The 12,074-nt window shown below is 62.7% G+C and carries 11 protein-coding genes; 8 read left to right on the top strand and 3 right to left on the bottom strand.

Annotated features, from left to right (window positions below; genetic code table 11):
• Positions 1 to 4: 4 nt before the first annotated feature.
• Genes gspL through B9Z43_RS13410 form a run of 8 tightly spaced genes read left to right on the top strand, consistent with a single transcriptional unit; the run spans position 5 to position 9,102 of the window.
• Positions 5 to 1,237 (top strand): type II secretion system protein GspL, encoded by a 1,233-nt coding sequence (gene gspL, locus B9Z43_RS13375; protein ID WP_108326437.1) that lies wholly within the window; start codon positions 5 to 7, stop codon positions 1,235 to 1,237.
• The gene (gene gspM, locus B9Z43_RS13380; RefSeq protein WP_108326438.1) at positions 1,234 to 1,740 is read left to right on the top strand and encodes a type II secretion system protein GspM; all 507 of its coding nucleotides are present in this window, start codon (positions 1,234 to 1,236) and stop codon (positions 1,738 to 1,740) included. The genes gspL and gspM overlap by 4 nt, the downstream gene beginning before the upstream one ends.
• A gap of 10 nt (positions 1,741 to 1,750) precedes the next feature.
• On the top strand, positions 1,751 to 2,560 hold the full coding sequence (gene gspN / locus B9Z43_RS13385; protein WP_108326439.1) for a type II secretion system protein N: 810 nt from the start codon (positions 1,751 to 1,753) through the stop codon (positions 2,558 to 2,560).
• Positions 2,561 to 2,564: 4 nt separating this feature from the next.
• Complete coding sequence (gene gspD / locus B9Z43_RS13390) at positions 2,565 to 4,667, top strand: type II secretion system secretin GspD (protein WP_108326440.1); 2,103 nt, start codon at positions 2,565 to 2,567, stop codon at positions 4,665 to 4,667.
• Positions 4,668 to 4,670: 3 nt separating this feature from the next.
• Positions 4,671 to 6,083 carry a type II secretion system ATPase GspE gene (gspE, locus tag B9Z43_RS13395; protein ID WP_108326441.1) on the top strand — a complete coding sequence of 471 codons (1,413 nt, stop codon included), beginning with the start codon at positions 4,671 to 4,673 and terminating at the stop codon, positions 6,081 to 6,083.
• Positions 6,084 to 6,107: 24 nt separating this feature from the next.
• Entirely contained in the window at positions 6,108 to 6,944 is an 837-nt protein-coding gene (locus B9Z43_RS13400; RefSeq protein ID WP_108326442.1) for a MipA/OmpV family protein, read from the top strand.
• A 6-nt stretch (positions 6,945 to 6,950) separates the two neighbouring features.
• Positions 6,951 to 8,189 carry a type II secretion system inner membrane protein GspF gene (gene gspF, locus B9Z43_RS13405; protein WP_108326443.1) on the top strand — a complete coding sequence of 413 codons (1,239 nt, stop codon included), beginning with the start codon at positions 6,951 to 6,953 and terminating at the stop codon, positions 8,187 to 8,189.
• A gap of 16 nt (positions 8,190 to 8,205) precedes the next feature.
• Positions 8,206 to 9,102 (top strand): 5'-nucleotidase, encoded by an 897-nt coding sequence (locus B9Z43_RS13410; protein WP_108326444.1) that lies wholly within the window; start codon positions 8,206 to 8,208, stop codon positions 9,100 to 9,102.
• Between the two features lie 4 nt (positions 9,103 to 9,106).
• On the opposite strand, the gene B9Z43_RS13415 is transcribed toward B9Z43_RS13410, so the two are convergent.
• From B9Z43_RS13415 to B9Z43_RS13425, 3 genes are all read right to left on the bottom strand, one after another.
• On the bottom strand, positions 9,107 to 10,057 hold the full coding sequence (locus B9Z43_RS13415) for a DMT family transporter (RefSeq protein WP_108326445.1): 951 nt from the start codon (positions 10,055 to 10,057) through the stop codon (positions 9,107 to 9,109).
• A gap of 286 nt (positions 10,058 to 10,343) precedes the next feature.
• Positions 10,344 to 11,219 carry a protease HtpX gene (gene htpX, locus B9Z43_RS13420; protein ID WP_108326446.1) on the bottom strand — a complete coding sequence of 292 codons (876 nt, stop codon included), beginning with the start codon at positions 11,217 to 11,219 and terminating at the stop codon, positions 10,344 to 10,346.
• A 67-nt stretch (positions 11,220 to 11,286) separates the two neighbouring features.
• A complete protein-coding gene (locus B9Z43_RS13425; protein ID WP_199222316.1) occupies positions 11,287 to 12,063 on the bottom strand; it encodes a DUF3025 domain-containing protein in 777 nt (258 codons plus the stop codon).
• Between the last annotated feature and the right edge of the window lie 11 nt (positions 12,064 to 12,074).

Here is a 12,074-nt window from a genome sequence, read left to right on the forward strand (position 1 = left end):
ACACATGCGCACACTGATCCTGCAACTGCCCCTCGGAATGCCTCAGGCCCAATCAAGCTACTTGCACGCTTGGGTTCAAGCCGATGCGCCAATGGCACCCCCGAGTTTTCAATGGGCCAGCGCCAGCTTGCTGCCCCCCGCACAGCGCAGCACAGAATGCGTGGTGATGTTGCCTGCAAGCGCCATGTCCTGGCATGCGGTGGAACTGCCCAGCGGCTTGCACAAGCAAAAGGGCAGCCTGCAAGCGGCTTTGCACGGCCTGTTGGAAGAGCGGGTGCTCGACGAGCCCGGCCAATTGCACATGGCCTTGCCGCCCGACTGGCAAAGCGCCACCCGCAACTGGGTTGCCGTGTGCGACAAACTCTGGCTCCAAGCGCACCTGCATGCACTCGAAACAGCGGGTCTGACCGTGCACCGCATCGTGCCGGAATTCACGCCCGACAGCGCCACCTTGGAGATCACCGCCACTGGTGATGAACACGACGGTTGGCTTTGGCTGCGGCAAGTCGATCGGGGCGTCTGGGGGGTGCCCTTGTCCAGCGTCAAAATGGGCGAGCTCGATCTGCGCGCCGATGAACTGCAAACGGCCAGCATCGAAGCTGAGCCAGCCGTGATCGGGCTGGTCTCCCGAACATTGCAGATGCAACCGCGCTTGACAGCGCCCGCACAGCACTGGCTGGCCGCGCTGTCAAATGGCTGGGATCTGGCCCAATTTGAATTTCAAACCGATGCCCGTGCACGCCTGCTGAAAACGGCGCAACGCATGGCTCACGAACTGTGGCAACACCCTCAATGGCGATGGGCTCGCTGGGGGGTGGCCGCCCTGTTGGTCAGCCAACTGGCGGGCCTGAACGTTTGGGCCTGGAAAACACGCTCAAACTGGCAGGCGCAACAAGCGTCATGGACTCAGATCCTGCGAGAGACATTTCCCCAGACCCGTGTGGTGATCGATGCACCTTTGCAAATGAAACAGCAAGTGGACCGTCTGCGCCAAAACTCGAGCGCCTTGGCGCCTGGCGATCTTGAAGCCATGTTGTCAGCCCTCGGCCAGGCCTTGCCAACCCACGTTGCAGCCCCACCCCAATGGCGCTACCAAGCAGGACAGTTGCGGCCGATCGGCTGGCCGCTCACGGCCAAAGACCAACAAACCATCCAGCAACAACTGGGCCCGCAGGGCTATCAGCTTCAGGCTGAAGGTGACAACTGGCTCATGCGCCTTACAGGCAGCCCGCCATGACTTCTCCCCTCCTCAAATTGCAAAGCGCAGCCCATCAAATGTGGCAACAACGCAGCTTGCGCGAGCGCCTTTTGCTGCAAACAGCCGCATGGTTGATCGGCTTGGTCACCCTGTGGACAGTGGGCATAGCCCCTGCCATGCGCACTTGGCAAGCAGCTGCCGCACAACAAACTGCTCTGGATCAGCAAAGCCAGCAGATGCAGCAATGGCAAGCTGAGGCCAAACGGCTGACATCTTCGCAAGCCACCACACGGGCAGATGCCACGCAATGGTTACAAGCCCACATCTCGGACTTGGGCCCCAAGGCCAAACTGCAAATGCAGGCCGAACAAATACAACTGACTGTGGACGCTGCACCCGCCCAGGCTCTGGCCCTCTGGCTGAGTCAAGCCCGCGAACATGCGCATGTCCGCCCCGTGCAAGCCCAATTGCAACAAACGCCCGCCAGCGCCACCGCGCCCGGTGTGGCGTGGAGCGGCACCTTGCTCCTGAGCCTGCCGTGAACACAGCGCCATGAAAACCCGCCCAGTCAACCACCACGCATCCAGCGCCACTTGGCGCTTTGCCGTGGCTGGCGCATTGCTGGGCAGCTTGCTGGCCTGCTTGCTGTGGGCACCCGCACGTTGGCTGTCCTGGGCAGTCGGCCAGGCCTCACAAGGCCAAGTGCAGCTGAACAGCCCCCGGGGCACCGTCTGGCAAGGCTCGGCCCACATCACGCTCAACGGCGGTACGGGCAGCCTGGATGCACAAACCCTGCCTAGTCGCTTGAACTGGCGCATCAAGCCAGGCTGGATGAACTTGCAAATCCAACTGCAAGCCGACTGCTGCATGGACCAGCCTGCCCAAGCGATGCTGTATGCAGGCTGGTCCCTGCTGCGCGTGAAACTGGACAACCACCAGTCACGCTGGCCTGCTGCGTGGCTGACGGGCCTGGGCGCCCCCTGGAACACCCTGCAAGCCGAAGGCCAGCTGCAATTGCGCACCGAATCCTTGCAACTGCAATGGGCCGCAGGTCGCCTGCAAATGCAAGGCCTGGCAGAGCTGCAAGCGCAAGGCATGTCTTCACGCCTGAGCACCCTCAAACCCATGGGCAGTTACCGCGTGCAAGTGCGCGGCACGCCTGAAGGCACCGCCACACCCGAGTTGCAGTTGAGCACCCTGCAAGGCCCTCTGCAACTGCAAGGCCAAGGCCAATGGGTCGGCTCGCGGCTGCGTTTTTCGGGCGAAGCGCATGCCGACGAAGGCGCCGAAGCCGCCCTGTCCAACTTGCTGAACATCATCGGCCGCCGTCAAGGCACGCGCAGCCTGCTTTCTTTGGGATGAACCCATGCACACACTGAACACACTCCTCCAATCGAGCCGACTGTCGGTCATCACCTGTGCCGTATGGCTTGCGCTGGGCGGCACCTCGCTGGTGAGCGCTCAAAACGCACCGGGCAAGCCGGGCACCAAAAGCAAAGAGCCGATCACGCTGAACTTTGTGAATGCCGACATCGAGGCCGTGGCCCGCACGCTGGCCAGCTTGTCGGGGCACAACGTGGTGGTCGATCCCCGCGTCAAAGGCACCATGTCGCTGTCCAGCCAAGTGGCCGTGCCGCCTGCACAAGCCCTGCACTTGTTTGCCACCCAATTGCGCACGCAAGGCTTTGCCCTGATTGAATCTTCGGGTCTGTACACCGTCTTGCCCGAAGCCGAAGCCAAACTGCAAAGCGGCACGGTATCGGCCGGCGCCGTAGGGGCCAGCAGCGGGCAGGTGGTCACGCAAATCTTTCGTCTGAACCACGAGAGCGCCAACAACCTGGTGCCGGTGCTGCGCCCACTGATCAGCCCCAACAACACCATCAACGTGAACCCGGGCACCAATGCGCTGGTCATCACCGATTACGGCGACAACCTGCAGCGCCTGGGCCGCATCATTGCCGCCCTGGACGTGTCCAACGCCACCGGTGTGGAAGTGATCCGCCTGAAACACGGCATCGCCGCCGACATGGCCACCATGGTGCAACGCCTGATCGACTCAGGTGCGGCCTCCGGCGTTGCAGGCGGGACTGCGGCGACTCCAGGCTTGACCGACAGCGGCTTCAAAACCACGGTGCTGGCTGAAACCCGCACCAACGCGCTCATCGTGCGCGCCGCCAACCCGGCCAAACTGGCCCTGACGCGCAGCCTGATCGAACAACTTGACCAGCCCAACGCCAGCGGTGCCAACGCAGCCAGCGGCAACATCCATGTGGTCTACCTGAAAAACGCAGACGCCACCAAACTGGCCACCACCTTGCGCGCAGCCATCAGCAACAGCGCCATGGGCACCTCGGGCAGCGCCAATGCCAGCATGGCGGTGCAAGCCACGCCCAACACAGCGGGCGTGCCAGGCAGCAGCACGAACAGCCAGCCGTCCACCGGCGGGCAGATCCAGGCCGACCCGGCCACCAACGCGCTGATCATCACCGCGCCCGAGCCGCAATACCGCCAGCTGCGCAGCGTGATCGACATGCTCGACCAACGCCGCGCGCAGGTCTTTGTGGAAAGCCTGATCGCCGAAGTCAGCGCTGACAAGGCTGCAGAGTTTGGCGTGCAATGGATGAGCGGCACCGGCACAGGCAGCAACACCGTGGGGGTGATGGGCACCAACTTTTCAGTGGGCGGCACCAATTTGTTGACGCTGGCCGCCAATGCCGCCCAGGGCACCTACGCTGCATCACCTGGCTTCAACATCGCCGCAGGCCAACAACGCAATGGCGTTTTGGCGCTGGGCGCTCTGGCCCGCTTTTTGCAAACCAATGGCGACGCCAACATCCTGTCCACGCCCAATTTGCTGACCCTGGACAACGAAGAAGCGAAGATCGTGATCGGCCAAAACGTGCCCTTTGTCACAGGCCAATACACGGCCAACAACAGCGCCAGCGGCGCGGTCAACCCCTTCCAGACCATCGAACGCAAGGACGTGGGCCTGACCTTGCGCGTGAAACCGCAGATCAGCGAAAGCGGCACGGTGAAAATGCAGATCTTCCAGGAGGTCAGCAGCATCGACAGCAAGAGCTCCAGCACCTCGGGCCTGATCACCAACAAACGCTCCATCGAATCGAGCGTGCTGGTCGAAGACGGCTCTATCGTGGTGTTGGGTGGTTTGCTGCAAGACGACACCAGCAGCAGCCAGGAAAAAGTGCCCGGCTTCGGTGACATCCCCATCTTGGGCAACCTGTTCAAAGCCGAAACCCGCAGCCGCAAGAAAACCAATCTGATGGTGTTCTTGCGACCCGTGGTGGTGCGCGATGGCGCGTCCACCGAAGCCCTGTCTTTGGGCCGCTACGAGCAAATGCGCTTGAACCAGCTGGGCAACCAACCGACGGCCACCTCCGCCATGCCGATCGAGGGCGCCGCCACCTTGCCCGCCCTGACCCCTGTGGTCCCTGCCACCACCAAGCCCTGAGCCATGCGAGCCGCCCACCCTCTGCCCTACACCTTCGCCCGCAGCCACCGGCTGCTGCTGGAGGCGGGCGCACAAGGCCTGACTTTGTGGTTGTGCAGCGACAGTGATCGCTCGGCCTTGTCCGAGGTCACACGCAAATACGGCCCTCAAGGTCTGAACATCCAGCACACCACACCGGCCGATGTGCAAGAGCGCATCCACAGAGCCTATGCCGGTGGGCAGGCGCACGGCGCCTCCACGGCCGCTGCCGTGGTCAATGAGGTCGAATCAGATGCCGACCTCTCGCGCATGATGCAGGAGTTGCCCGCCGTTGAAGACCTGCTTGAAGCCAGCGACGACGCGCCCATCATCCGCATGCTCAACGCTTTGCTCACGCAGGCGGCACGCGATGGGGCCAGCGACATCCACATCGAGCCGTATGAGCGCCATTCGAGTGTGCGTTTTCGCATAGACGGCACCTTGCGCGAAGTTGTACAACCGAACCGGGCGCTGCATGCCGCATTGATCTCGCGCCTGAAAATCATGGCCGAACTCGACATCGCCGAAAAACGTTTGCCACAAGACGGCCGCATCAGCCTGCGCCTGGGCAGCAAAGCGGTGGACGTGCGCGTCTCGACTTTGCCCAGCGCCCACGGCGAGCGCGCTGTGCTGCGCCTGCTCGACAAAAGCGAAGCGCGATTGACACTGGAAGCCGTGGGCATGCAAGGCCGGGTGCTGCAGCAAGTGGAGCAACTCATTGCGCAGCCGCACGGCATCTTGCTGGTCACCGGCCCCACCGGCTCGGGCAAAACCACCTCGCTGTATGCCGCGCTGCAAAGATTGGACGCGGCGCACAACAACATCATGACGGTGGAAGACCCGATCGAGTACGAGCTGTCGGGCGTGGGCCAAACCCAGGTCAACGCCAAAATCGATTTGACTTTTGCCAAAGCCCTGCGCGCCATCCTGCGGCAAGACCCGGACGTGATCATGATCGGCGAGATCCGCGATTTTGAAACCGCACAAATCGCCATACAGGCCTCGCTCACCGGCCACCTGGTGCTCGCCACGCTGCACACCAACGACGCGGCCAGCGCCATCACCCGGCTGACCGACATGGGCGTGGAGCCCTTCTTGTTGAGTTCATCGCTGCTGGGTGTGCTGGCCCAGCGCCTGGTGCGCCAGCGCTGCAAGGCCTGCGCGGGCCAGGGATGCGATGCCTGTGGACATACGGGCTATGCCGGTCGCACCGGCATCTTCGAGCTGTTGGTGGCCTCCGAGGACATTCGGGCGCAAATCCACCAAGGCGCCGCCGAGGCCGATGTGCGTGCCACGGCCTTGCGCCAAGGCATGGTGCTGATGCGCGAAGATGGTCAGCGCTTGGTTGATGCCGGCATCACCAGCGCCGAAGAACTGCTGCGCGTCACGCGCGATTGAGCAGCCAGGCTGGAGCGAACCTGCATGCGCCAAACCCACACACCGTCCCGCTGGCGCAACGCTTGGTTGCGTGCGCTGTGTAGCGTGGTGTGTTGTGCGGCTTTGAGTGCTCCGGCGCAAGAGCACCCCAGCATCACCGTGCCAGAGGCAGAAGCCCCCGCGCCCTCCCCCTGGACTTACAGCCTGGGGCTGCGCACCGAAATTGCCAACCTCAGCCATCCGGGCAGCATGAAGCTGCGCCCCAGCCTGGGCCTGCGCTACGGGCGCTGGCGCATCGGGCAAACCGATGGCACAGACTGGCACCGCTTCGGTCAGGTGCTGCAAGACAGCAACCTCACCTATGACGTGCGACAGGACTCCAAGTGGAGCGTTTCGCTGTCGGGCAGCATCATCAACCTCGACAACGACAGCCACTTTGACGCCGTCAAAGCCGGCCGCAAAACCTTGCGTGCCAAAGCCGGGCTGGACTACCGCCTGCCCAACCGCTGGTCGGTCGGCCTGATCGCCACACAAGACGTGTTCATGCGAGGCGACGGCACCACCTTGTCTCCCGTGCTGACTTACCGCAAACCCTTGACGGAAAACAGCACCTTGATGCTCAGCCAGTCGATGATCTGGGGCAGTGCCTCGCACTGGCAAACGCAGCAAAACCGGACCCCGCAGGGCGTCACACACCAAGGCGCGGGTTGGGGCGGTCTCGGCACCCAGCTGGCCTACCGGCACAAACTGTCGCGGCATTGGGGCTTTTTCAGCCAACTTGGCGCCCAACGCACGATCCAGCCGGTCTTTCCGACCACCGTGTCTTCGCCCACACACTGGACCTATTCGGGTCAGTTGGGTGTGGTGTATTTCGACCATTGAGCGCCCATGCCTGCCTACCGATTTGAAGCCCTGCAAGCCGATGGCGCCTCGCGCAAAGGCGTGATCGAAGCCGACAGCGTCAAAGCCGCACGCAGCCAATTGCGTGCGCAATCGCTCGTTCCCCTGTCGGTCGAGGCCATTGCGGGCTCGTCCGCCGATGCCCAGGCCCAGCATTTGCCGTGGTGGCAACGGCCCGTGGGCCGCTCACGCGCCTTCAGCGCCAGCCAGCGCGCCGTCTGGACCCGTCAACTCGCGGGCTTGGTGGGCAGCGGCCTGCCCATCGAGCGTGCCCTGGCCGCGTTGGCCGACGAGGCGGACGACGACCGGCAGCGCCTGCTGGTGGCCGCGATCCGCGCCGAAGTCAATTCAGGCAGCAGCTTGGGCAGTGCACTGGCACAACACCCCTCGGAATTTCCCGCGATCGACCGCGCCGTGATCGCAGCAGGCGAGCAAAGTGGGCACTTGGGCTTGGTGCTCGAGCAACTGGCCAATGACCTCGAAGAGCACCAGGCCCTGCGCGCCAAACTGCTGGGCGCGGCCCTGTATCCGGCCATTGTCTGTCTGGTGGCACTGGCCATCGTCATCTTTTTGGTCACGTCGGTGGTGCCGCAGGTGGCCGGGGTGTTTGCAGGCACCCAACGGCGACTGCCCATGCTGACCGTGGCCATGCTCAGCCTGAGCGACCTGGTGCGGCAATGGGGCTGGCTGATGTTGATCACCGCGACCGCTGGCATCGCAGGCTTTCGCCTGGCCTTGCGTCAAACCGCGTTTCGTTTGCAGTTTGACGCCGCCTGGCTGCGCCTGCCCCTCGTCGGGCGACTGGCGCGGGGCTACAACAGCGCCCGTTTTGCGTCCACCCTGGCCATGCTCACGGCAGCAGGCGTGCCCATCCTCAAAGCCTTGCAGGCCGCTGGCGACACCTTGTCCAACCAGGCCCTGCGTGCTGACGCGCTCGAAGCACTGGTGCGCGTGCGCGAAGGCGCACCCTTGGGCACGGCCTTGGCCCAGCACGCACGGTTTCCGGGTCTGCTGAGCATGTTTGCCAAACTGGGCGAACAAACCGGTCAGCTGCCCCTGATGCTGCAACGGGCCGCCCAGCAACTGTCCGCCGATGTGCAACGCCGCGCCATGGCGCTGGCCACCATCCTGGAGCCTTTGCTGATCGTCGCCATGGGCGGCATGGTCATGCTGATCGTGCTGGCCGTGCTGATGCCCATCATGGAACTGAACCAATGGGTCAAGTGACCCGAAGAAAGCCCACATGCCTGCATCGTTAGAAGGTCAGCTGGTCGTTGCGATTTCTTCGCGGGCCTTGTTCGATTTCGAGGAAGAAAACAAGGTCTTCGAGCAAGGCGATGACCGCGCCTACATGAAGCTGCAACTCGATCGGCTGGAAGCGCCGGCCCGGCCTGGCGTGGCTTTTTCTCTGGTGCGCAAACTGCTCGCATTCAACGATGCCGATGCCCAACGCGTGGAAGTGGTGATCCTCTCGCGCAATGACCCGGTCTCGGGCATGCGGGTGTTCCGCTCGGCCAAGCACTACGACCTGCCCATCCAGCGCGGCAGCTTCACACGGGGCCAATCCCCCTGGCGTTACCTCAAGCCATTGAACGCGAACCTGTTTTTGTCCACCCACCTGTCCGATGTGCGCGCTGCCTTGGGCGCAGGCGTACCGGCAGCGCAGGTCTACCCGCACTCGGCACTGGCCTCTGAAGCGCATCCGCACGAGGTGCGCATCGCTTTTGACGGTGATGCGGTGCTGTTTTCCGACGAAGCCGAGCGGGTGTTTCAAGCCGAAGGGCTGTCGGCCTTTCAAAAACACGAAAGCGACAAAGCGGCTCAACCCTTGCTGGCCGGCCCTTTCAAGCCCCTGTTGGCCGCCTTGCATCGCCTGCAACAAGAGGGCACACCGGCCATGCGCATCCGCACAGCGCTGGTCACGGCGCGCAGCGCGCCTGCGCATGAACGCGCCATCCGCACCCTGATGGACTGGAACATCGAAGTGGATGAAGCCATGTTTTTGGGCGGATTGCCCAAAGGCGAGTTTCTGCGCGAGTTCGAACCGGATTTCTTCTTTGACGACCAGACCGGTCACATCGAGTCGGCCGCTCGCCATGTGCCCGCAGGCCATGTGGCCTCGGGCATCTCCAACGACTGAGGCTTCAGTCGGGGATCGCCACGGGCCTGCGCCCTTCACGACGCGCAATCCACACCGTGGCGCCCAAGATGACCGCGGCCCCCAACCAGGTCGATTGGCTGGGCACATCGCCAAAAATCAACCAGCCCAACATGGACGCCCAGACCAAGTCCAGAAAGCGCAAGGACTGTGTGGCCGAGATGTCGGCAATGGCAAAGGCCCGCGTCAGGCAGTAGTGCGCCAAGGTGCCGAACACGCCCGTCAAGAAAAAACCAAACCATTGCCACAGCGTCGGTGCTTGCCAATGCGGCAAGGCCATGGGCAAACTCAGCACGGTCACGGTGATGGCTTGCCACAGCACGATCACGCCGGGTTTTTCGTAACGGGTGAGCGCCTTGGTGATCAAAAACGAAGCTGCAAAGACCGGTGCAGACGCCAGCATGACCAGGTTGTACCAGCCACCCGTGCCGGACATCTTGGGCAAAACCACCACCAGCACACCCGCAAAGCCGATCATGGCGGCGATCCAGCGATCGCGCCGCATGGTCTCGCCCAAAAACCAGGCGGCCCCCAGCATGATGAAAATCGGCCCGGTGAAACCGATCGCCGTCATGTCGGCCAAGGGAATTTGCGGCAAAGCGGTGAACCACAAAATCAAACCCAGCGTGTGCACAGCACCCCGCCAGAACTGGCCTTGGATGTTGACGGGCTTGTAGGCTTGCCAGCCATCGCGCACCACCCAGGGCAGCATGACCAGCATGCCCATGAGGTAACGCAAGAATTGGGTTTCGTAGGCATCGAGCTGCATCGACAGCCCACGCGCCACGGTGTTGAGCAAGGAAAACAGGATGCCACCGGCGACCATCCAAAGCATGCCACGCACAGCAGCTGGCCAACTGGCCAAAAGGCGCAACCCACGGCGGTGGGCGATGGCAGCGCGCTGCGGTGCCGAAAAAAAGGGCTTGCGATGTTTCATGCAAGCCCCAAGGAAAGAAGATGAATCACAGAGCCATCTTAGGCACAAGCACTGATGACATCAGTCGCTTGGGTTACCCCGGCCTGCAGTCATCTGAAACACGGGATTGAAGGCTTATTTTTGTCATACCGCACTCGATGCGGTATCCAGTCAGCGCAATGCTGAAATAACTTGGACCCCGGATCAAGTCCGGGGTGACAGAGGGGATCAATCAAGTACAGGGTGACAGCCCTTGAAACTGTGGAGCCCTTGAAACTGTAGCGCCCTTGGATGAGGGCCAAGCCAATCAGTGCTGGCTGCTTTGCAAAGCGGCGATGCGCTCTTCAATCGGAGGGTGTGTGCTGAACAACTGGCCAATGCCACCGGCAATGCCCATGGCCGCCACGCTCTTGGGCAGCTCGGCGGTGTGCACACCGCCCAAGCGGGCCAGCGCATTGATCATGGGCTGCTTGCGCCCCATGAGCTGGGCGGCACCGGCATCGGCGCGGAACTCGCGCTGACGGCTGAACCAGGCCACCACGATGGCCGCAGCAAAGCCCAAAACGATGTCCAGCACGATGGTGGTCACCATGTAGCCGATGCCGGGGCCACTGCGCTCGTCGTCGCCCTTGCGCAGGAAGCTGTCCACCGCATAACCGATCACGCGCGACAGGAACACCACGAAGGTGTTCATCACGCCCTGGATCAAGGTCATGGTGACCATGTCGCCGTTGGCCACGTGGGCCACTTCGTGAGCGATCACGGCCTCGATTTCTTCGTGCGTCATGTTTTGCAGCAAGCCGGTGGACACCGCCACCAGCGCCGAGTCACGGAAAGCGCCTGTAGCGAACGCGTTGGGATCGCCTTCAAAAATGCCGACTTCGGGCATGCCGATGCCGGCTTTGTCGGCCAGCTTGCGCACCGTGTCCACGATCCAGGCTTCGTCGGCGTTTTGGGGTTGATCGATCACGCGCACGCCTGAGGTCCACTTGGCCATGGGCTTGCTGATCAGCAAGGAAATGATGGCGCCACCGAAGCCCATCACCAGGGCATAGCCCAGCAAAGCGCCCAAGTTCAGGCCGTTGGCAGTCAAGTAGCGGTTCACGCCCAGCAAGCTGGCCACGATGCCCAGCACAGCGACGACGGCGATGTTGGTCAAAACAAACAGAAAAATACGTTTCATTCCAGATCCCTTTGACGCCCTTCAAGTCAGGGCGATGTTGCGAATGTTAGGGGCTCAAAGCCCAAAATCAAGCGGCCGGGCCGATTTCCTGAATGGCGTACGGTTTTTCCAGCTTGGTGCGCAGGCGACGGGGTCGAAATACCCCCACGTCCTCGTAAAAATCGGGTGCCTCATTGGGCGCCCACCAGCCGGGCACACCCAAAACCGGCAGTGGACTGAACGGCTTGGTGGCCAACTTCTCGGTCGTCAGGTCTTGTGCCAGCCAGGCATCCAGGCCCGCGGCGTCCACCGCATGCGGCACACGCCACAAATGAACGGTGATCGATTTGTAGGGCTGCACCAGTTTTTCAAGCGCGGCATGGCCAAAGGTCCACAAACGCACATGCGCCCATTGCGCACGGCAAGCGACCATGGCGTCTTGCCAACGGTGTGCCGTCAAGGCGTCCCACACCCCATCCGGGGCCTGAATCAGCAAAGCGTTCTCATCAAACACCGTGGCCGCATCGCGCACCGGGCCGCGCACTTGCCCAACCCCGGCGCGGGCAATTTCTGCGGCCTGCAACTGGTTGAGCCGCTTTTTGGCCAGCGGGAAATGCATCCAGCACAAAGCGTTGAAAAAGTCGTGCAAGCCTTCACGCGTGGGCACTTGGCCGCGGGCGTAGATGAAGTCTTCGTAGGCCTGACCTTCGGGCAAATCGGCTTGCGGCACAAAGCCCACCGGGGCCAGGCCGACCTCGCTCAAGGCCTGCGACTGCGGACATCCTGCCCCCACGCGTTGCGCGATGGGCTCGCCCACCGCTCGCCAGTCGGCCAGCCAGGGCGCATTCCAGTCGATATCGGCCACGCCCAGGGCCG

The sequence above is a fragment of the Limnohabitans sp. MMS-10A-192 genome (genome assembly GCF_003063335.1).
In the GTDB taxonomy this organism is placed as follows: domain Bacteria; phylum Pseudomonadota; class Gammaproteobacteria; order Burkholderiales; family Burkholderiaceae_C; genus Limnohabitans_A.

What these genes read in the sequence shown, in the direction of transcription:
- gspL (WP_108326437.1), top strand. Translation starts at nt 5, where the DNA reads ATGCGCACACTGATCCTGCAACTGCCCCTCGGAATGCCTCAGGCCCAA.
- gspM (WP_108326438.1), top strand. Translation starts at nt 1,234, where the DNA reads ATGACTTCTCCCCTCCTCAAATTGCAAAGCGCAGCCCATCAAATGTGG.
- gspN (WP_108326439.1), top strand. Translation starts at nt 1,751, where the DNA reads ATGAAAACCCGCCCAGTCAACCACCACGCATCCAGCGCCACTTGGCGC.
- gspD (WP_108326440.1), top strand. Translation starts at nt 2,565, where the DNA reads ATGCACACACTGAACACACTCCTCCAATCGAGCCGACTGTCGGTCATC.
- gspE (WP_108326441.1), top strand. Translation starts at nt 4,671, where the DNA reads ATGCGAGCCGCCCACCCTCTGCCCTACACCTTCGCCCGCAGCCACCGG.
- B9Z43_RS13400 (WP_108326442.1), top strand. Translation starts at nt 6,108, where the DNA reads ATGCGCCAAACCCACACACCGTCCCGCTGGCGCAACGCTTGGTTGCGT.
- gspF (WP_108326443.1), top strand. Translation starts at nt 6,951, where the DNA reads ATGCCTGCCTACCGATTTGAAGCCCTGCAAGCCGATGGCGCCTCGCGC.
- B9Z43_RS13410 (WP_108326444.1), top strand. Translation starts at nt 8,206, where the DNA reads ATGCCTGCATCGTTAGAAGGTCAGCTGGTCGTTGCGATTTCTTCGCGG.
- B9Z43_RS13415 (WP_108326445.1), bottom strand. Translation starts at nt 10,057, where the DNA reads ATGAAACATCGCAAGCCCTTTTTTTCGGCACCGCAGCGCGCTGCCATC.
- htpX (WP_108326446.1), bottom strand. Translation starts at nt 11,219, where the DNA reads ATGAAACGTATTTTTCTGTTTGTTTTGACCAACATCGCCGTCGTCGCT.